Source organism: Paenibacillus sp. FSL R7-0297 (assembly GCF_038009025.1).
GTDB lineage: Bacteria > Bacillota > Bacilli > Paenibacillales > Paenibacillaceae > Paenibacillus_AQ.
The window spans coordinates 1,737,056-1,758,622 of sequence record NZ_JBBPAQ010000001.1; the positions used below are offsets into that span (position 1 = coordinate 1,737,056).

A 21,567-nucleotide genomic window follows, 5' to 3' on the forward strand; every position below is an offset into this window, starting at 1 on the left:
TATTTTTTATGACAAATACATAATTTTTAGACAATTTCTATTGCGTCACTGAAATGGTAGCGATAACATAGAAGGTGATATGGATTAGATGAACTTGCTTGACAACACTTTCAGGGAGGGATTGCCATGCTGCTTGCAGAAGCTGCCGCGCAAGAACCGTCTACATTTCATACCTTCGATGTATTTATGATTCTATTCACGATCCTGATTCTTATCGGTGTGGTCCGGCTATTGAAAGCTCCGCAGAAGAACAAATTTGCCATCGGCTTCGGAGTGGTGAGCCTGCTGGTTTTTGCAGTCTCTGATTATGCAATGATTATGAATTGGTTCAGCTAAGTTCAGGCACAACTAACTTCAGAAGCAAGGTCTTTCAAAGACACCTTTATCCGCCACCCGGCGAGCCTAAAGGCGTCTTTTTTTAAATGATAAAGGAATCAGCTCTACAGGAGAAAGGGGGAAGGCGATGAACGGGGGAAAGAATGCAGTTGCCCGGAGTGGGGTTGTGCTGTTGTGCGGGTTGTTATTATCGGGATTCACGGGTAATCCGCTGTCAGCATTTGGTGCAGTGTACGGAGGGACAGGTCCTGTAACGGCTGGACAAGTAGGCGGAGTTAAACCTGTGAACAAGGAGCAAGTGGCTAAGCCCGTAGCAGATCCGGTTCCACAAATTATCCGGGCGGTCTCGCCGTCCGTTGTGGGCATTATCGGTAAAGCAAGCGGGGATGCCAGCGGCCCGGATGACCGTTACAATCTGACACACGGCTCAGGAATTATTGTCAAAGCGGACGGGTGGATCATTACCAATGCGCATGTCATGACGGGGCTGCAAAATGCGGTAGTGGTTACCTCTGACGGTACAAGCTATAACATCACAGATACATATATGGATGAGTTCAGTGATCTTGCACTGATCAAAATCAAGGCCAAATCCCTGAAGCCTGCAACATTCGCCAGTACCTCAGCGGGTCTGCAGGTGGGAGACAAGGTTATAGCAATTGGGACACCGATATCCTTCTCACTCAGAAATTCGGCTACCGTGGGCGTGATCAGCGGTCTCAATCGTTCGGTGGATGCGGCTTACCGGCTTATTCAGAGCGATACGGCGATTAACCCAGGCAATAGCGGGGGGCCGCTGGTCAGCATGAAGGGTGAGGTCCTTGGAATCAACAGCTTAAAATACGCAGCAGTAGGTGTAGAGAATATGGGGTTCTCCATCCCCGCAGATACGGTACAGTACATTATGAATCAGCTCCTTAAATACGGGGAGGTCCGGCGTCCGAGTCTCGGGGTGGAGCTGGAGGAGAGCTGGCCCGTCATTGTGGGGCTGCCTACGCAGGAGCCTTTAACGGTTACGAAGGTGGTCACTGCAGAAGCACGAAAGGCAGGAATTGCCGAGGGAGATGTGCTGTATGCGATAGACGGCCACCGGGTCACGTCGCTTGTGGACATTAATGAATGGTTCAAGCAATACAAGCCGGGTGCAGTGGTCAAGCTGCTCATGCAAAGTGACGGCGATATCGTCGCCAGAAGCCTTGTTCTGGGCCAAGGTGATCCATTGGTGAATACGGAAGAGGCGGAGGGGGATGGCGATGATCAGGCGGAAGAGTAGAAGGCTTGCAGAAGCAGGAACGCCGCGATTGGGGATGGGTTATATACTCCGTGGACTGTCTGTCATGCTGGTAGTGCTTTTGCTGCTAGCTGTATTTCCTGGTATGAATGCCTATGCGGCAGAAACTCCGATTCTAAAGCTAAGCCTCAAAGTAGGCAGTACATCTGCAAAGGTTAACGGCGAACCGATATTGATTCAGAAACCTTTTACGGAGAGCGGGGCGGTCATGGTACCGCTGGGGATTTTCAAAAAAGCATTCGGCAGCACAGTCTCTCTTGAAGGTAACAATGTAGTGAAGCTGATGTACGGTCCGCATACCGGAGCGATGACGATAGGCAGTACCACTGCCTGGAAGGATGGCGTCAAAATTAAGCTTGCTGCGCCGCCGCGGATGGTTTCCGGTGTGCTGATGGTGCCCCTACGGTTCGTGACCGGAGTGCTCGGTGCGCGGATTACTGCGGCAGATGGCGGGGGATTACTGGTGACACTTACTCCTTCGGAGAAGGAGGCGGCAGCAGAACCGGAGAGCGGCATCGACAGTGATGTCGGCAAGACCCGGATCGGCAACAGTTATTTTGAATGGAGCATGAATTATCCTCCCGGACTTGTCGTGGGTGACAGCGGTGGGAATGAGAATGTAGCGACTTTTATGAGTGCAGAGAATGATTATTATCTGGAGGTCCATGCTTCACCGCAGGAGGTGCTGCTTGATCCGGAAGGGCTGCTGGAGAATCTGGTGCGGTCATCGGAGGAGGGCGGAGAGACTGTACTGGACCGGGAGGTTGTGCCTGAAGCCAAGGTTCCTTACGCCCGGATAGTCAGCAAGGATTCCAGCGGAGCGCTATGGGAAGGCAGGCAATATTATGCTGACGGCAGGCTGTATGAAATTTATCTGACGGACGATAACGCAGTGAACTATAAAGATCTGGATCAGTATGCCGTGCTGCTGGACTCCTTCCAACCTTCCTATAATTCTTCCGACAAAAGCATCCGCGATCTCTCCACAGTCACAAACGGGCTGCGCGAAGGATATAACGAAGACTACGGAATCTCGCTGCTGGTGCCGGCAGACTGGAGTGTGGATGACCAGCATTTATTGTATGAGAGCAAACAGGGAAGTTATCTGCGTGTAAAAGTGAGCTCCGCCCCTGCGGGCTCAACGCTTGAGAGCTGGAGCCGGGAACTGGAGTCGCAGCTGCGTGACACCTATGTGACCGAAGCCTATACCCTTAAGAACGGCATTGCAGGCAAAGTCTCCGGTGAGCCGGTATTGATTAATGAAATCGGACTCAATCCAGGCAACGGCTGGAGTACGGAATATCAAATTCTGCTGCTGAAGAACGGCTATCGCTATTATTTTGAATACCGGACAGCATCGGGACAGGATGACGACAAGGCGCGGTTCACAGATGTGCTAAACTCCATCGATATTGATTTTGGGCAGATCAAGGAGAACTTTGGCCGTCTGGAAACCGATGATTACGCACTGCTCAGCACAAAGTCGATCCCTAAGAGCTCCAAAGCTTACGGTTACAGCATTGATATTCCGCGCCTATGGACGCCATATCAGGATCTTTTTGAGAGCCAGACCGTGGAATACCGCTTCACCGGCGGACGGTTCCAGATCTACGCCAGTCCGGATGTTACCATGGAATATGCCGTCAGCCAGCTGCAGAGCTATTACCAGAATACCAAAAAAGACCCGAAAGGGCCGCAGGTGAAAAGTGTGGAGGAAACCACCTTTGCGGGAGTGCCTGCCACAATTCTCACCGTACAGCAGACCAAGAACAGTATCCCTGTGAGCACGCGAAACATCATTTTCGGCAAAAATGATGTGGTCTACACGATCACCGTCACGCTGAACGATGCCAATGCAACAGCCAGCCTGCAGGCGGTGTTGGAGAGGGTGCTGGGGTCGTTTGGGTGGGGGGAATCCTCATAGTTTAATGTCAGCGTAAAATTAGCAATGACTAAGGACGTCTCAGTTGCCGGTAGGCAGCGGGGCGTTCTTTTTTATGTAAGGGAAAGAGCTTGAGGAAGGTGTATTTACTCTGGGAAAGATATAATTTAATACAGCCGGACAGTATTTCGTACACTGGAGAATTGCGATGTAAAAGAAAAAAAGCAGCATGGATGCTTCTGTCCTCCTATTATTCATATAATTCTTGCCATTTCGATGGCACAGAGGTGTGATATTTGATACAATTAATAAGTTAAAAAGCTGTAAATGACCCGCCGTACAGGCGGTTTAGGAGGATATAAATGAAAGAGCAAGGATTACGCAGAGAAGACGTGGAGCTGCTGGCTCCGGCGGGAGACTGGGACTGCATGCGTGCAGCAGTGGCGAACGGGGCGGATGCTGTCTTTTTTGGCGTAGAGAAATTCAATGCACGGGCCAGAGCCAACAACTTCCGCATGGATGAGCTGCCGGAGATTATGGCCTTTCTGCACAGCTATGGAGTGAAGGGGTTTCTGACCTTTAATATACTTGTGTTTGAGAATGAGCTGCCGGATGCCAAAGAACTGATTGATGCCTGCGTGGATGCCGGTGTGGATGCGGTAATTGTACAGGACTTGGGTCTGGTCCAGATGATTCGTGAGATCTCTCCGGATTTCCCGATTCACGGCTCTACACAAATGACAATTACTTCACCGGAAGCGGTGGAATTCACGAAGCCTTGGGGGCTGGAGCGTGTGGTACTAGGCCGTGAAAATAATCTGAAGCAGATCCGCACGATTGGCGAACAAGCCCGCCTGCCGATGGAAGTCTTCGTGCATGGTGCACTATGTGTATCCTATTCCGGACAATGTCTGACTTCCGAAATGTGGGGCGGACGCTCTGCGAACCGCGGAGAATGTGCTCAGGCCTGTCGCCTGCCATATGACCTGGTGGTAGACGGAGAAGTGAAGCCGATGGGGGATGTAACCTACCTGCTGTCCCCGAAAGATCTTGCCGCTATTGATCTGATGCCTGAACTGATTGAAGCAGGAGTGACCTCTTTCAAAATTGAAGGCCGGCTCAAGACTCCCGAATACGTTGCGAATGTGGTTAGTAAATACCGCAAAGCGATTGATAAGTATTTTGACGGTAACTGGACACCGACCTCGAAGGAGGACATGCGTGAGCTGCAGCAGAGCTTCTCGCGCGGCTTCACTCATGGTTTCCTGGACGGAACTAACAATAAGAAATTAGTAGATGGCACCTTCCCGAAAAGCAGGGGTGTATTCATGGGAACCGTCGAACAGATTCTGCGCGATGGTGTGGTCTGCCGCATTCATGCTCCGCTTAAGCGCGGTGACGGGATTGTGTTCGATGCTGGAGACCCGACGAAGAAGGAAGAAGGCGGTCGCGTCTACGATTTGCGCCGTAAAGGCGTCAAGCTGGAAGGTGAAGCCGGCGAAGGCTGGGTTATCGACATCGTGCCCGGCCGCAATGACGTGGATCTGCGTCGTCTCCATGTTGGCGACCGCATCTGGAAGACGAATGATCCGGCACTCGACAAGGCGCTGCGCCAGTCGTTCGAGACCGAGAAGCCGTACCGGGTATTCCCGGTTCATGTGAGAGTGCAAGGCTGCGCCGGTGAGAAGCTGACGACTTGGTGGACGGACATTCAGAAGAAGGTAACCGTCCGTGTGGACTCGGAGCTCGCGCTGGAGACAGCGCAGAAGCGTCCGATGGACACCGCGCTGCTGGAAGAACAATTCGGCCGCCTGGGCGGAACCGTGTTCCAGCTTGAAGCGCTGGAGTCGCATCTGCAAGGCGACGTGATCGTGCCTATGCGCGAGCTGAACAGCATCCGCCGCCAGGCGGTGGCGCTGCTTGCAGGCGAGCGCCCGAAGCCTCCCGTGTATGTGAAACGGGAGGTGGAGGTCTACGGCGGCGCCTCCCGTAGGGGCGCCGCAGAGGCGCGCGGTGAAGCGGAGCTCACCGCGCTGTGCCGCAGCCTGCCGCAAGTGCAGGCTGCGCTCGAAGCCGGCGTGACGAGCATTTACGCCGATTTCGAGTTCATCAAGCAGTTCCCGGCGGCAGTAGACGCTGTGCGGGCTGCAGGGGCCAGCATCACGCTGGCCACACCACGCATCCATATGCCCAGCGAGAACGGCTACCATGCCAACATCCTGCGGTTGCAGCCGGATGCTGTGCTGGTGCGCAATACCGGCGCGCTGTATTATTACCTGCGCCACCGGATGGAGCATCCGGATGCTGTGCATCCCCGGCTGATCGGCGATTTCTCGCTGAATATCGCCAACCACAGAGCAGTTGATCTGTTCCTGGATGCCGGCTGTGACGTAGTCACACCGTCGTATGACCTGAACATCCAGCAGATGGTCGATCTGCTCGGGCACAGTGATACTTCGCGGATGGAGGTTGTTATCCACCAGCATCTGCCGATGTTCCACACCGAGCACTGTGTATACTGTACCTTCATGAGTGAAGGCACCGACTATACCAACTGTGGGCGCCCTTGTGAGGAGCACCGCGCTTCTCTGCAGGACCGGATCGGCATGTCCCATCCCGTCCGTGTGGATGAAGGCTGCCGCAACACTGTCTATAACGCCGTTGAGCAGTCAGGCGCAGAATACCTGAATCACTTCCGTGAGCTTGGCGTATCTTCTTTCCGCGTTGAGTTTCTGGAGGAGACACCAGAACAGGTCGCTGAAGTCATCAGCCTGTACAGCCGCGCTTTGCGTGGTGAAATCTCCGGAACGCAGGTTTGGAAAAGCCTGAAGGCCACCAACCAGCTTGGGGTTACACGCGGGCAGTTGGTTAATGCGAAGTAAGCAATTTGTGTAATCTTCAGACGTATATGTACTGATGCAGGATCTAATAAATACATGCTAGGCCAGACTGCCTTTGAGGAGAAATACACTCTCAGGACATCTGGCCTTTGCTTTTTCTACATCTGTTCGAAGCTGCAACACAATCAGTCTGCCAATATTCTGCTATAACTGCTATAATTGAATCAAATATGCCATTTTTCTATAAGAAATTAGTGGTGAAAACAAGAAGCCAGAAGGAGCTATGTCATGAAGATCCGTAAAGCCATTATTCCCGCGGCTGGTCTGGGTACCCGATTTCTGCCCGCAACCAAAGCGATGCCCAAAGAAATGCTGCCGATTGTAGACAAACCGACGATCCAATATATTGTTGAAGAAGCAGTAGCTTCCGGGATTGAAGATATCATTATTGTGACGGGGAAAGGCAAGCGTGCAATTGAGGACCACTTCGACAACTCATTCGAACTGGAGTTTAACCTGGCTGAGAAGCAGAAGTGGGAGCTGCTGGAATCGGTACGTAAATCCTCGGAAATGGCCGATATCCACTACATCCGTCAAAAAGAACCGCGCGGCCTCGGACATGCCATCTGGTGCGCACGTAAATTCATCGGCAATGAACCTTTTGCTGTTCTGCTTGGGGATGACATTGTAGAGTCGGATAAGCCATGTCTGAAGCAGATGATTGATGTATACGATCAGTACAAATCCTCTATTGTGGGAGTTCAACAGGTGCCGTGGGAAGAAGTTTCCCGGTATGGACTGGTGGATGGAATTGAATTAGCAGAACGTGTCTACAAGGCCAACCGCCTAGTCGAAAAGCCGAAGAGAGAAGATGCTCCTTCCAACCTGGCGATCCTGGGACGGTATATCCTGACTCCGCGTATCTTCGACATGCTTGGCGAACAGCAGGTGGGTGTAGGCGGAGAGATTCAGCTTACGGATGCTATCTCCCGCTTAAGTGAAGTGGAGCGGATTATTGCGTATGATTTCGAAGGCAAACGTCATGATGTCGGCGAGAAGATGGGATTCATCCAGACAAGTATCCATTATGCGCTTCAGCATGAGGAGCTCAAAGAAGGGCTGTTGCAGTATCTCAAAGAAGTAATCGAGAATGAAGAGAAGCTGTACAGCAGGTAGCAGGTTGAATCATTATTAACTACAATTCTTGCGCGAAATATAATCATTTATTCTTAGAAAAGCGGCCCACTGTACCCAGACAGTGGACCGCTTTTCTCTATGTGTGCTTATGATGTTTCCTTTGAACGATTAGTACTGTGTATTCACAATGATGTCAATCTCTGCAGCCTCTGCAGGATCAGCGGCAATGAGCTTATCATAGACTGTCTGGTCCTGCGCGGACTCAGATTTCTTCAGTGCAGCTAAATACCAGCGGGCTGCTTCACGGTTGGCTGCATCACTGTAATCATCGCTCAAGGCAAGCTTTAAAGTCGCTGCGGCTGCCTGTATCTGACCTGCCATATACTGAAGTTTTCCTGCGTTCAAGTTGATTGACGAAGGAAGAGGCTGGCCTTGCAGATCAGATGCCACTTGATTGTAGGCATCGAGTCCAATGTTGAGATGAATGATTTTGTTAGCCTCATCCTGCTGAGCGAAGGATTGTTGAGCCATTTCGAAGGCACGGGTAATCAGAGAGCTATACCAGTTAGTGTCCCATAGTGTTGTGCTACTGACGATATCTGCATAATTGTCTGCAAAACCGAGCTTCAACGTAGCAGCAGCTTGGTCGGCTTGTCCAGACAGCATTTGCAGCTTGCCGGCATTCAATGCAATTGTTGGCGTGATTGAGAACGGACGGCCCTGCAGCTGTTCAGGCGGCAAAGTCTTCAGGTGCTCTACACCGTCAACCACATGCTGGTATGCTTCAATACCGGCAGTCAGGTACTCCTGTTTCTTAGCTTCGTCTTTTTGCACATTGGCTGCAGCTGCAAAAGCCTGTGCACGGCTAATCAATGCCTCATACCAATCGATATCCCAATTGAATTTATCTGCATTGTCGCGGTAGACATTGAAGCCCAGATCACTTTGTCCTTTGAGATCGTAGTAACTAATCAATTGTTTCAGTAGATCTTTATTGTAAGGCTCATCCTTGAGTGCACGGCTCAGAACATTATAAGCTTCAGCCAGATACTGCTCATCTTGTGTTTGTTTAAAGACCGTCAGGTCAAGGGAAGCAAGGTAGATTGCCGCTTCCGGATGGAAAGGACGACTCTGCAGTGCTTCGACCAGCGGAGTCTTAATCTCTTCATAGGATTGGCTGACGTTAACCAGGTTCTTGCCCTTAAGTGCGGCATTACTGGATCCGATATAGCTGATGGACAGGAAGAGCAGGAACACAGAGCTGATGGCCAGCACAGCAGAGTACCCGAAGCGCAGTCCAGCCTTGTTCCAGCTCTGGCGCAGAGGCTTGTTGTCCATAACTGCTCCCATACCTGCCAAACCAATGAAAACTAGAATCCCCATAAACGCGTAACTCATGTTAAAGTCCAACAGACTGTGAACAAGAATGGATAGAGCGATAATGTAGAAGAAAAATCCATTATTGAACTCGTCCTTGTCCCGTTTCAGGTAAGCACGGATATATTTATAGAAGATATATCCAATAAAGCCCATAAACACGATAAATCCGACAATTCCAACCTCAATCAAATACTGCAGGAAGAAATTGTGAACCTGACGGCTTACATAAGGGTTGTTCTGATAATGTTCATAAAGGGAAGCCCAGCCTCCACCACCGGATCCAATGATCGGATAATCCTTCACAACCTTCATAGCATCCTTATAAAAAGTGATGCGCTCCAGTACACTATGCTGTTTGAAGTTAATGTTCTCCAGACGGGTTTCGATATTATCAGGTAATATACTACGTACGCTTGTTCCAATAAGCAGGAAAGCAACAATCGCTACAAGAACAATCGAGCCGAGTGGAATCCACAGCCCAGTCATTTTACGTGTTTCCCAGCTTTCCAGCTTCTCTTGCAGCCATGGAGCCATGAAACGCTGAATCGCCCAGCCAAGAGCTGCAACAACGGCTGAAGCCACAAGCAGGTAAGCCCAGGCTTTTAACGCAGATGACGAAGTGAAGGTAGTATTCAGCTCAGTTCCAAGCGTGGTTAGCGGGTTGGTAACCAGCAGAGCAGCGATACCAGAAATCGCAAGATGAATAATCCAGAGAATCTGCTGGGCAGGTTTAAGGAAGAGCAACAGCAGAATAAAAACTACCGGCAGCATTACGAGCCCGCCACGGGATAAGGTCAGCAGCAGAGATACAATAATCGGTACAAGCATGAAACCGTGAGTCAATGTGCCGTACCATTTCTTAGAGCGGACGAGCGCAAACACTGCAACAAACAAGAAAGCCATGAGGAACGCAGCGTAAGTGTTGGCATACTGGAAAATAGAAGTCAGACGCAGGCCGTTGGAGTCTGTCATCACGGCGTCCAAATATTTACCACTGCGTACTGTGTTGGAGAACCAGCCTACCAGACTGCCAGCGAATTTCGAGCTGCCGAGCCAGTTTAACAGCCCAAAGCCCACAATGAAATACGCAATCGCCAGAATGGCATTCTGAATGACAACATTTAGTTGCTTTTGCTGGAGCAGATATAACGCTATAATGAATATTGCGACATACATGCTCTGTATAAACAGCAGGTTCATCGCCATATAATGCGAAACAGCGCCAATAAGCGACAACGCGTACGTAGCGGGAAGCAGCAGCGAGGCCACAGCCAGCAAGTCACGCTGTCCTTCCAGCTTGAACTTTGTGAAGTACAAGCCTATCCATACCAGCAGCAAGAGGCTGCTCAGCAGCGAAGACATATAGATCGGCTTCTCGAAGTCGACCTGCTGCCCATTAAACAAGCCCACTTGAAACGGGGTCCAAACCAAAAACACAATGAAACCAATAACCAAAGCCCATATGTAACTGGATATCTTTTCAACATTTCTCGACTGTACAGCATTTTTACCGTATACTGGTTTCGACACGTTTTAATCTCCTTTTCCTGTAGGTACGTGGATATTTTAACATATGCAAGCGCTCAGAGTTAGTATAAATATGATTTTTACAGAATGAGGAAATACATAAAAATATTAGATTGTCGAAAGGGGTCTATTTTGTTATGAAGGGAATTATATTAGCTGGAGGCTCAGGGACAAGACTCTATCCTCTAACAATTGCCATATCCAAACAAATTATTCCAGTTTATGATAAGCCCATGATTTATTACCCAATGTCGGTATTGATGCTTGCTGGAATTCAAGAAATTTTGATTATTTCGACTCCCAGAGACATCAAGGGTTTTAAAGAGTTGTTTGGAGATGGATCCCATCTAGGATTGCAGATTTCTTATGCAATACAAGATGAACCTAGGGGCTTAGCAGAAGCTTTCATTATAGGTGAAGAGTTTATTGGAGGGGAACCTGTCTCACTGATACTCGGAGATAATATTTTTTATGGACAGAGCTTTGGTAAATTTCTTAAAGAAGCTGCTGAAATACAAACTGGTGGTACAATTTTCGGCTACTTTGTTAAGAACCCAGAGGCATACGGAGTAATTGAATCGGATGAGAAAGGTAAAGTAATATCAATAGAAGAAAAACCGCTAAATCCCAAGTCTAATTATGCAGTTCCTGGTCTATACTTTTATGATAATCAGGTAGTAGAGATTGCCAAGGGGATTAAACCTTCAGCACGCGGAGAACTTGAAATTACTGAAATTAACAATGAATATTTGCGCAGAGGTATGCTGAACGTTAAACTGTTGGGAAGAGGCATGGCTTGGATGGATACAGGGACTCATGATGCTATGCTGGAAGCAAGCAATTTTGTTGAAGCAATTCAAAAAAGGCAGGGCTTATACGTCGCTTGTTTAGAGGAGATAGCATTCAAGAAAAAATATATTTCGAAGGATCAGTTATTAACTTTGGCGAAACCACTTTTGAAAACCGACTATGGCAAATATTTAGTGCAAGTTGCTGAAGATTTCATTTGAGATTTTATATTGCTCATTATAATAAGAATAAGCTGTTATTTTAGGAGGTATTATGGGACAGTTCACTTTTGTTAAAACGCATATTGAAGATCTAGTAGTTATCGAACCCCGGATTTTTGGGGATGATCGAGGATATTTTATGGAAACTTATAATTATAATGATTTTAAAACCGAAGGTTTAAATATGATTTTTGTTCAGGATAATCAGTCGAAATCAAAAAAAGGTGTTCTCCGGGGCTTGCATTTCCAGACCCAATATCCCCAGGGTAAATTAGTAAGAGTCTTATCCGGGGAAGTATTTGATGTTGCTGTCGATTTACGGAAAGGATCTTCTACGTACAAACAGTGGCATGGAGTATTACTTTCGGGAGATAATAAAAAGCAGTTCTATGTACCCGAAGGATTTGCACACGGATTTGTAGTCTTATCTGAAGAAGCGGAATTCGTGTATAAGTGTACTAATTACTACCGTCCTGAATTTGAAAGTGGCATACTGTGGAATGACCCGGAGTTAAACATTGATTGGCACCTAAATGATATTAAGGATGTACTTCTTTCTGAGAAAGATAAAGGACTAAAAACGTTGAAAGAATTAGGGTTTTAAACCTACGGGTTCTTAAGGAGTTTCAATATTTTAATAATAAGGGGAAGAATGAATTGAATATGAACAAAGATCAAATGGTGAACGGTAATCAAGAAAGTGGAACTTTCAAGACTATATTGGTTACAGGTGGCGCTGGGTTTATTGGTAGTAATTTTGTGCTTCACATGGTATCTAAATATCCACAGTACAAGATAATTAATCTGGACTCTTTAACATATGCAGGGAATTTGGATAACCTCAAAAGCATTGAAGGAAACCAGTCTCATGTATTTGTTAAGGGGGATATTTGTGATGCCCAGTTTGTAAATAGTCTTTTTGATGAATACCAGCCTGATGCAGTAGTGAATTTTGCTGCTGAGTCTCATGTGGATCGCAGTATACTAGATCCTCAGGTTTTTCTGAGAACAAATATTCTAGGTACACAGACACTACTGGACGCTGCAAAGAATCATTGGGGTTCTAAACCTGATGCAAAATATGTTCAAGTATCCACTGATGAGGTGTATGGTTCTTTAGGGGAAACAGGTTACTTTGAAGAAACCACTCCTCTAGCACCTAATAGCCCGTATTCTGCAAGTAAAGCTTCAGCGGATATGTTTGTGAGAGCTTATCATGAGACTTTCGGATTAAATACTTCGATTACACGATGTTCAAATAATTACGGACCTTATCACTTTCCGGAAAAATTGATCCCCTTAATTATTTCAAATGCACTAGAGGATAAAGAAATTCCGGTTTATGGTGACGGTATGAATATTCGTGATTGGCTGTATGTAGAGGACCACTGCAGAGCGATAGATCTGGTATTACACAAAGGTGGAGCCGGAGAGGTTTATAATGTTGGCGGTCATAATGAGAAAGGTAACATTGATATCGTAAAACTTGTTTTAAAAGAACTAGGGAAATCCGAGGAATTAATTAAATATGTCAAAGATAGAGCTGGACATGATAGAAGGTATGCCATCGATGCAAGTAAAATTAAACGTGAATTAGGCTGGGAACCTGAGGTTATGTTTGATGAGGGTATACTGAAAACTATAAAATGGTATTTGGATAATAAGGAATGGTTGGAAAATGTTAAATGTGGGAATTACAAGGATTATTACTCTAAAATGTATAGCGAAAAATAACACTTGGGTATTTCAATGTAATACCATTTAGGAGAAAATATATGAGAGTGCTTGTAACCGGATCTAACGGTCAACTTGGGCATGATGTACTTATATGTCTGAGTAGTCAAAATATTGATTGCTTGGGCGTGGATAGGGTGGATTTTGATTTAACGGATTTAAAATTGACAGCACAATTTATTCAAGAGTACAAACCTGATGTTATGATTCATTGTGCTGCCTTCACGAATGTTGATCTGGCTGAAAGTGAGATTGAGAAATGTTATGCGTTAAATGTTGAAGCTACTACTAATATCGCGATTCAATGCAAAAAAGTTGGTTCGAAATTAGTATATATTAGTACTGATTATATCTTCTCTGGTGAAAGTTTGGAACCTTATGAAACAGATAGTGGTGCGGAACCTCTATCTGTCTATGGCAAAACTAAATTATTAGGTGAAGAATCGATCAGAAATAATATATTAGAACATTTTGTAGTCAGAACATCGTGGTCCTTTGGGACAAATGGCAGTAACTTTGTGAATACAATGTTACGTCTTGGGAGGGAAAAAGAATCGATAGATGTAGTATGTGATCAGGTGGGATCACCTACATATACGATTGATTTAGCTAAAAGTATTGTTGAAATGATTGGAACAACAAACTATGGAACTTATCATGTGACTAATGAAGGATACTGTAGCTGGGCTGAATTTGCTGTTGAAATATTCAAACAATCCGGACTTAAGACAAAAGTGAATTTCATAACTTCTGATAAATTTCCTTCAGTGGTCAAAAGACCTAAAAACTCGATACTGTCAAAAAAAAGCCTCTACGAGGGGCGTTTTCAGCCGCTGCCAGAGTGGAAGGATGCTTTAAAACGTTATTTGATTGAGATTGGAATCAGGAAAGAATAAAATAAATTTTAGGGAAGATAAAAATGGGATATTTTAATAATTTTTGGAAATACAAAGGCTTACTGAAGGAATTTGTAGTAAGGGATTTGAAAATAAAGTATCGTCGATCTGTTTTGGGATATTTATGGAGTTTATTAAATCCTTTATTAATGATGATTGTTATGACTGCAGTTTTTTCAAGTATATTCAAATTTGATATTCCTAACTTTCCGATATATCTTCTTTCGGGTCAGATTCTTTTCAACTTTTTCTCGGAAGCAACCACCGTGGCAATGAGTTCAATTATTGGGAGCGGAGGATTGATAAAGAAGGTATATGTTCCCAAATATATATTTCCTCTTTCGCGCGTGATTTCGTCCTTCGTAACATTATTATTCTCTTTAGTTGCCATAATTATTGTTGTTATCGCGACTAATGTGAAACTGACACCACATGTTCTTCTATTTCCACTTCCTCTTATATATATATTTATATTTGCTACAGGAATAGGATTAATTATGTCAGTGCTTGCTGTCTATTTTAGGGATATGCTACATCTGTATTCAGTGTTATTGTCAGTATGGATGTATCTCACACCTATTATATATCCTATAAGCATAGTTCCCGATTATGTAAAGGGTATAATTTATGCTAATCCGATGTATTACTTTGTAGAATCATTTAGAGATTTAATATTGTACAATCAACTACCGAGTACGCAAACTAATTTAATGTGCATTGTGTTTTCGCTTTCAGCCTTCTTAATTGGACTGCTAGTATTTTATAAAAATCAGAATAAATTTGTATTGCATATTTAAACTTTGCTGTGAAAGGGTAAAAACATGTCACATTATGCAGTGGAAATTAATGATGTATCAATGCGCTTTAACCTAGGCCGGGAAAATATAACTAGTCTGAAAGAATATATGATTAGACTTTTGAAAAAGGATATTACCCGGGATGAGTTCTACGCCTTAAAGAACGTTACATTCAATATTGAAAGAGGAGATTCCTTTGCGATAATGGGGAGTAATGGTTCAGGGAAAAGCACATTACTTAAAATTATATCAGGTATCTATAAACCAACAACAGGGAACGCAGATGTTCATGGAAGTGTTTCTCCATTAATTGAGTTAGGCGCCGGTTTTGATATGGAATTGACTGCAAAAGAAAATGTTTTTCTAAACGGGGCATTGCTGGGATACTCTAGGAAATTTATACTGGAGAACTACGATGAGATTATAGAATTCTCAGAACTGCATACTTTTCAAGATGTGCCGCTTAAAAATTTCTCTTCAGGTATGACTGCTCGTTTAGGTTTTTCGATTGCAACTATTGTAAAGCCTGATATTCTAATTGTGGATGAGATACTTTCGGTAGGCGATCAAGCATTCCAGGAAAAGTGTGAAAGACGAATGAGTGAACTTACAGCAGGCGGAGCTACACTAATACTGGTCTCCCATTCAATCGACCAAGTGAAAAAAGTATGCAAGAACGCAGCTTGGATAAACAAAGGTGAATTAATGAGTGTAGGTCCAGTTGAAGAAGTCTGTGAAATGTACAGTAAGCATTAAAAAAAATTATGAAAAAGAATGATAAGGAGTGTATATATTGTCAAATAATAAGACTATTGTTGTAACTGGGGCGGGAGGCTATATCGGTCGTTATGTTGTCAGATGTTTACTAGACATGGGTGTGAATGTTACGGCCGTTGATTTCAACACGGAGAATATAGATGCTAGAGCCAACAAGATGGAAGTGAATATATTCTCTGATAATGAAAAAATATTTGAAGAATTAGGAAGTCCGGACTGTTGTTTGCATATGGCTTGGAGGGATGGGTTCGTGCATAACTCCGAAGCTCACCTGCAGTTTTTGTATTCCCACTATAACTTTGTTAAAAGAATGGTAGACGGGGGACTGAAACAAATTGTAGTAATGGGAACTATGCATGAGGTAGGTTATTACGAGGGGGAAATCAATGCAGATACTCCTACTAATCCGCATTCTTTATATGGTATTGCCAAAAACAGTCTGCGCCAGTCGCTTGAGATTTTACTGAAAGATAAAGACGTCGTATTTCAATGGCTGCGTGCATTCTATATTTATGGGGACGATTTAAATAACAAATCGATCTTTTCAAAGATTATTGAAAGTGCGAATGCAGGGAAAGAATCTTTCCCGTTTACTACTGGAAAGAACAAGTATGATTTTATAACTGTTGATGAACTTTCTAAACAAATAGCATTAAGTGCAATTCAAACTGAAGTTACTGGGACCATAAATTGCTGTTCTGGTAATGCTATTTCACTGGGAGAGATGGCTGAAGATTTTATTAAACGTAATGGGTTTTCAATAAAGCTAGAATACGGTGCTTATCCTGATCGACCGTATGATTCGCCTGCCATTTGGGGGAATAATGTCAAAATACAAAAGATACTAAAAAACTATAAAGCACAATAATTATTTTGAATTTGGATGGGGGAAGAGGTTTGTTACTAGCAAACAAGAAAAGTATTAATAGACTTGGGATTTTTTTCTTTTACGATAAAGATGGAATTGTTGATGACTATATAACTTATATGCTACAAGACATGAAGAAGAATGTCTCGGACTTGTTGGTTGTTTGCAATGGAAAAGTTACTCCTGAAAGCAGACAAAAGCTACAGGAAGTCACTAGCGATATCTTCGTTCGTGATAATACTGGATTTGATGTTTGGGCATATAAAGAAGGGATGCAGTATTATGGTTGGGAGAAGCTCAGTAAATATGATGAAGTTATCTTTTTTAATTTCACTATCTTCGGCCCTTTATACCCATTCAAAGAAATGTTCGACGAGATGGATCAAAAGGATTTGGATTTCTGGGGGATAACAACGTATCATGGAGCTCCTTATGATCCTTTTGGCAAAATAAAATATGGCTATTTACCTGAACATATTCAATCCCACTTTATAGTGGTTAGAAATGATATGTTAATTAGTTATGAATTTAAAAAATATTGGGATGACATGGGGCCGATAACCTCATATGAGGAAGCTATTTGTTATCACGAAGCGATATTTACCAAGACATTTAACGATAAAGGTTTTAAGTGGAAGGCTTATGTAGATACAACTGATATGTTGAAACATTCTCATGCGCCAATATTAATGGCTGCTTTGGATTTAGTAAAGAACAAAAGATGTCCAATTGTTAAAAGAAGATCGTTTATACATCATTATGCCGATTTCCTGAATTACACTACTGGTGAGCAATCAATTGATATTTTTGAGTATATAAAAAATAACCTAGATTACGATGTGAATATGATCTGGGATAATATACTACGTGTGAATAACCAAGCGGATATTAAAAGAACCCTCCATCATAATTATATTCTTCCAACAAATATGGTCAAACCTGTTGATGTATCTTCTAAGAACAAAAAAATTGCATTGATTATGCATATCTATTTTGAGGATCTGATAGATTATTGCTACAATTACGCACAATCTATGCCAACTTATGCAGATGTATATATAACAACTAATAGCGAGAAAAAGAAAAAAGCTATTCAGGAAGTGTTCGCAAAACTTGATTGTGCTAAATTGGAAGTCATCGTTATCGAAAACAGAGGAAGAGATGTTAGTTCCTTATTGGTGGCTAGCAAAAAATTCTTGCTTGATTATGACTATGTCTGTTTTGCCCATGACAAGAAAACAACACAAGTAGAACCAAATTCAGTGGGGGAATCATTCTCTTACAAATGTTTCGAGAATATTCTGCATAACAAGGAATTAGTAGTCAATATTATTGATACGTTTGAAGAAAACCCTAGATTAGGATTGTTAACTCCACCGCCTCCTAATCATGCACATTTCTATTCAACCATTGGTTCAGAATGGGGCGGCAATTTCCAAAACACTGTAGATCTGGCCAAGAAGCTGAAAATCAAAGTAAGTCTTAATCCTAATGATGAGCCTACTGCTCCCTTAGGAACTATGTTTTGGTTCAGACCGGCTGCTCTAAAAACACTCATAGAACATGACTGGAAATATGAAGATTTCCCGAAAGAGCCAAATCATAATGATGGTTCAATCCTTCATGCGGTTGAGCGTATCTACCCTATTGTCGCTCAACATGAAGGATACTATTCTGGATGGGTTCTTGCAGATACATTTGCGAGAATCGAAATAACAAATCTATACTATATGATAAGAGAAATTAACAAAGTGTATTTCGAAAAATGTGGACCAACTATTCATTATTCCATGGTTACCAATATGAAAAGTAATATGGTAATAAGGCTATCATATTTACAGAAATTAAAAATGAAAATGAAGAGAACATTACCAAAATCCATTATAGATCTATTGAAAAATGTGAAGTTTAGATTGATGAGGAAGTAACATTCATAAAGTAAGGTTTGGAAACGATATTACAGTTGCATAAACGGAAAGAGGCAATCGAATGGTTTTTAGCTCATCCATATTTTTATTTTTCTTTCTGCCAATTGTATTGTTGGTCTATTATTTACTGAAAATTGAATACAGAAACACCTTTTTATTGTTAGCGAGTTTAGCATTTTATGCTTGGGGAGAACCGAAGTTTGTCTTTGTTATAATCTTGTCTATACTAATAAATTATATTTTTGGTATAGCCATTCATTATTCTCGCTCTCTCAACAATACTTTTAGCAAGATAGTGATGTTGGTTGGCGTTGCAGCAAACTGTGGGCTTTTATTTTACTTCAAATATCTCGACTTTTTTATTGTGAGTATAAATGAACTTTCAGGAGCTGATTTGGCTTTAAAACACATCATCTTGCCAATAGGAATTTCTTTTTTTACCTTTCAAGGACTTTCCTATGTAATTGATGTTTACCTTGGTAAAGTTGAAGTTCAAACCAATCTGTTAAAGTTTGCTTTATTTAAAGCCTTTTTTCCACAACTTATTGCTGGTCCTATTGTTAGGTATGTTGATGTACATGATCAAATAGATGAGCGTGTCACCACAATAGATGATTTTGCATATGGCATCAGACGTTTTGTGATGGGGCTTGGGAAAAAAGTGATTATTGCAAACACTTTGGGACAGGTGGCAGACAATATTTTCAATCTGCCGCCTCACCAAAATACATTAGCCACTGCCTGGATTGGAGCGATTTGCTATGCCTTTCAAATCTACTTTGATTTCTCAGGTTACTCGGATATGGCAATCGGACTGGCAAGGATGTTTGGGTTTAAATTTAAAGAGAATTTTGATTTTCCCTATATATCCAAATCAGTAACTGAGTTCTGGAGAAGATGGCACATATCCCTCTCATCATGGTTCAGAGATTATCTATATATCCCACTGGGTGGTAATCGCAAGGGGAATCTATATGTTAATTTGCTAATTGTATTTATGGTTACCGGTTTATGGCATGGCGCAGCATTGAATTTTGTTATTTGGGGACTATGGCACGGGATGTTTCTTATTCTGGAACGTTTCTTCAAAAAGAAGATGAAATTTTCAATTCCAAAATTCATATCATGGATGTACACTTCAGTAATTGTGCTTATAGGGTGGGTATTATTTAGAGCCTCCAATTTATCCGAGGCCTTAGATTATCTGAAAGTAATGTTTGGGGTTCAGAAGTCGTATGATGTCGGATTTAGTGTTGGATACTATTTGAATCCTATGGTTATAACGATCTTGTTACTGGCATGTATTGCGTCGATTCCAATTTCAAAATATATAAGAGATAACGTTGGACAGTATGAAGAACATACTGTTTTCAGTATAGTAATCCAAAATCTTTATATTATTATACTTTTAGTTCTATGTATGATGTTCTTGGCAACCTCGACATATAACCCATTTATATATTTCCGATTCTAAAGGGGTTCTTTACATGAAAGCATCTAAGTTTTTTAATATAACAATCGCTGTAATCTTTGTTGCAGCCATTGCTGTTCCGTTAATCGCTGTTAACAAAACCTCGGGGAAGATATCAGTTGCTGAGAATAGAGCACTGGCTGGCTACCCTGACTTTAAAACAGCCGCGGGGACTCTGAATACTCATTTTATTAAAGATTTTGAAAATTGGTTTAGTGATAATATGGGCTTAAGAGATAAGCTTGTAATGACTAATACTAAACTGCAGTACAACATTTTTGGTAAACTTACAAGAAGTGACACAATTATGGGTAATGATAACTGGTTGTATTTAATGACACCTGAGATGCTTAAGGCTTACCAAAATCTAGATGTTCCCTCAGATAATAAGTTTCAAGATGAACTTGCTAGATTTAGTAAGCTAAATAATTATTTTAAGAATATAAATATACCAATGGTAACGATGGTTAATCCAGATAAGGAAACTGTATATCCAGAATTTATGCCAAAATCGATTTTAAAAGCTAATCCAAATTCCAGAACAGATCTTTTGGTGAGTTATCTATCTAAAAATGGGAGCATGGATATTTTCTCAACGAAGGATTCTCTGCTAAAGGCTAAAGATGATGCTGTGTTATATTCTCAAAATTACGATTTATCGCACTGGAATAACTATGGTGCATTCGTTGCTTACCAAGAACTAATGAAAAAAATGAAAACCTATCTACCTGATATTCAAATGTTAAATTTAGAAGATTTCAATATCTCTCCTTATGATAGGTTTTCTGGTTTATACGGCGTATTACCATTTGTGGAAACTGATTATAATTTCACTTTGAAAACGCCATATGCTAGTGTTATGGATCGTAGTTTATTAGATAAATTGAATATAAGTAATAGCCATTTAGCGTTTAGGTATATTAATGAAAAAAATGAAAATCTTCCTAAACTATTAATAATGGGTGATAGCTATATTTATTTATTTATGTTACCTAACATAGCTGAAAGTTTTTCAGAGGTTACCTTTCTTCATTGGAGTAACATGGGACAAGTAAAGGATTTTGTAAATCTATTTAATCCAGACTTATTTCTTTTAGAATTTATGGAACCAGCAATTGGACAGTTCATGGACTCTATTACCTATGATGAAAAATATTTTAATGAATTAGATCTGTCTGCTCTTCCTAAAGTTACTAATGAAAGAAACGGACTTGTGTGGCTGGACTATATTGGTAATGATTTGGTCCAAGATCAAAATAATATTACATTACACGCATCTAAAGGGGATTCGACATCATTGGTTGGTTGGGCACTAGACCCTCGTGCTAATAGTGTGGCTGGATCTGTTTATGTAAAATTGGGTGATCATTATTATCCAGGCATTTATGGCCTACCACGTACTAGTGTCGCAGAAGTATATGGAAAAGATGAATATACTAATTCAGGATTTGTTTGTAATATACCTACTTCGGAGTTGCTTAAGTATGGGGAATTCAGCTTGATAGTGGTTTCAAAAGATAAAGAATACCAATACACGCCTATTGAATATGAAGTATCCTCTAATTGATTCTAATACAAAAAAGAAAGGTGAACGGGCTGCGAAATTGCATGTCTAATGAACATATCCTTATTTACAAGTAGATAGAGGATAACGTACATGGCGGTGCTAACACCGCAGTGAGTATTACATGTA

Annotated in this window: 16 protein-coding genes; 15 read left to right on the forward strand and 1 reads right to left on the reverse strand. The window is 42.6% G+C overall.

The features are described from left to right. Positions 1 to 126 precede the first annotated feature (126 nt). The 5 genes from MKZ24_RS07540 (at position 127) to galU (ending at position 7,525) form a co-directional block, all read left to right on the forward strand. Entirely contained in the window at positions 127 to 336 is a 210-nt protein-coding gene (locus tag MKZ24_RS07540; RefSeq protein WP_039307102.1) for a DUF2759 family protein, read from the forward strand. Positions 337 to 463: 127 nt separating this feature from the next. Further along, positions 464 to 1,609: a S1C family serine protease gene (locus tag MKZ24_RS07545; RefSeq protein WP_340781892.1), complete on the forward strand. Its 1,146-nt coding sequence runs from the start codon at positions 464 to 466 to the stop codon at positions 1,607 to 1,609. After that, positions 1,590 to 3,551: a copper amine oxidase N-terminal domain-containing protein gene (locus MKZ24_RS07550; RefSeq protein WP_340781893.1), complete on the forward strand. Its 1,962-nt coding sequence runs from the start codon at positions 1,590 to 1,592 to the stop codon at positions 3,549 to 3,551. Before MKZ24_RS07545 ends, MKZ24_RS07550 begins: the two co-directional genes overlap by 20 nt. Positions 3,552 to 3,871: 320 nt before the next feature. Next, a complete protein-coding gene (locus tag MKZ24_RS07555; protein WP_340781894.1) occupies positions 3,872 to 6,391 on the forward strand; it encodes a DUF3656 domain-containing U32 family peptidase in 2,520 nt (839 codons plus the stop codon). A 246-nt stretch (positions 6,392 to 6,637) separates the two neighbouring features. Next, positions 6,638 to 7,525, forward strand: a complete 888-nt coding sequence (galU, locus tag MKZ24_RS07560; protein ID WP_042240096.1) for a UTP--glucose-1-phosphate uridylyltransferase GalU — start codon at positions 6,638 to 6,640, stop codon at positions 7,523 to 7,525. A gap of 129 nt (positions 7,526 to 7,654) precedes the next feature. Here the strand turns inward: galU and MKZ24_RS07565 are convergent, their stop codons facing one another. Next, positions 7,655 to 10,396, reverse strand: a complete 2,742-nt coding sequence (locus MKZ24_RS07565) for an O-antigen ligase family protein (protein WP_340781895.1) — start codon at positions 10,394 to 10,396, stop codon at positions 7,655 to 7,657. A gap of 134 nt (positions 10,397 to 10,530) precedes the next feature. Between MKZ24_RS07565 and rfbA the strand changes: the two genes are divergently transcribed. The 10 genes from rfbA to MKZ24_RS07615 all read left to right on the forward strand — a co-directional run bounded on the left by rfbA (position 10,531) and on the right by MKZ24_RS07615 (position 21,441). Continuing rightward, positions 10,531 to 11,403, forward strand: coding sequence for a glucose-1-phosphate thymidylyltransferase RfbA (gene rfbA / locus MKZ24_RS07570; protein ID WP_340781896.1), 873 nt, complete (start codon positions 10,531 to 10,533; stop codon positions 11,401 to 11,403). 52 nt (positions 11,404 to 11,455) lie between these two features. Beyond that, a complete protein-coding gene (gene rfbC / locus MKZ24_RS07575) occupies positions 11,456 to 12,007 on the forward strand; it encodes a dTDP-4-dehydrorhamnose 3,5-epimerase (protein WP_340781897.1) in 552 nt (183 codons plus the stop codon). A 59-nt stretch (positions 12,008 to 12,066) separates the two neighbouring features. After that, the gene (gene rfbB, locus MKZ24_RS07580) at positions 12,067 to 13,137 is read left to right on the forward strand and encodes a dTDP-glucose 4,6-dehydratase (RefSeq protein ID WP_340790092.1); all 1,071 of its coding nucleotides are present in this window, start codon (positions 12,067 to 12,069) and stop codon (positions 13,135 to 13,137) included. 41 nt (positions 13,138 to 13,178) lie between these two features. Beyond that, positions 13,179 to 14,033 carry a dTDP-4-dehydrorhamnose reductase gene (gene rfbD, locus MKZ24_RS07585; protein ID WP_340781898.1) on the forward strand — a complete coding sequence of 285 codons (855 nt, stop codon included), beginning with the start codon at positions 13,179 to 13,181 and terminating at the stop codon, positions 14,031 to 14,033. Positions 14,034 to 14,056: 23 nt separating this feature from the next. Continuing rightward, on the forward strand, positions 14,057 to 14,830 hold the full coding sequence (locus MKZ24_RS07590; protein WP_340781899.1) for an ABC transporter permease: 774 nt from the start codon (positions 14,057 to 14,059) through the stop codon (positions 14,828 to 14,830). Between the two features lie 24 nt (positions 14,831 to 14,854). Continuing rightward, positions 14,855 to 15,586: an ABC transporter ATP-binding protein gene (locus MKZ24_RS07595; RefSeq protein WP_340781900.1), complete on the forward strand. Its 732-nt coding sequence runs from the start codon at positions 14,855 to 14,857 to the stop codon at positions 15,584 to 15,586. A gap of 37 nt (positions 15,587 to 15,623) precedes the next feature. After that, a complete protein-coding gene (locus MKZ24_RS07600; protein ID WP_340781901.1) occupies positions 15,624 to 16,475 on the forward strand; it encodes an NAD-dependent epimerase/dehydratase family protein in 852 nt (283 codons plus the stop codon). A gap of 29 nt (positions 16,476 to 16,504) precedes the next feature. Further along, on the forward strand, positions 16,505 to 18,403 hold the full coding sequence (locus MKZ24_RS07605; protein ID WP_340781902.1) for a rhamnan synthesis F family protein: 1,899 nt from the start codon (positions 16,505 to 16,507) through the stop codon (positions 18,401 to 18,403). A 61-nt stretch (positions 18,404 to 18,464) separates the two neighbouring features. Further along, positions 18,465 to 19,877 (forward strand): MBOAT family O-acyltransferase, encoded by a 1,413-nt coding sequence (locus MKZ24_RS07610; protein WP_340781903.1) that lies wholly within the window; start codon positions 18,465 to 18,467, stop codon positions 19,875 to 19,877. A gap of 13 nt (positions 19,878 to 19,890) precedes the next feature. Continuing rightward, positions 19,891 to 21,441: an alginate O-acetyltransferase AlgX-related protein gene (locus tag MKZ24_RS07615; protein WP_340781904.1), complete on the forward strand. Its 1,551-nt coding sequence runs from the start codon at positions 19,891 to 19,893 to the stop codon at positions 21,439 to 21,441. The last annotated feature ends 126 nt before the right edge of the window (positions 21,442 to 21,567 follow it).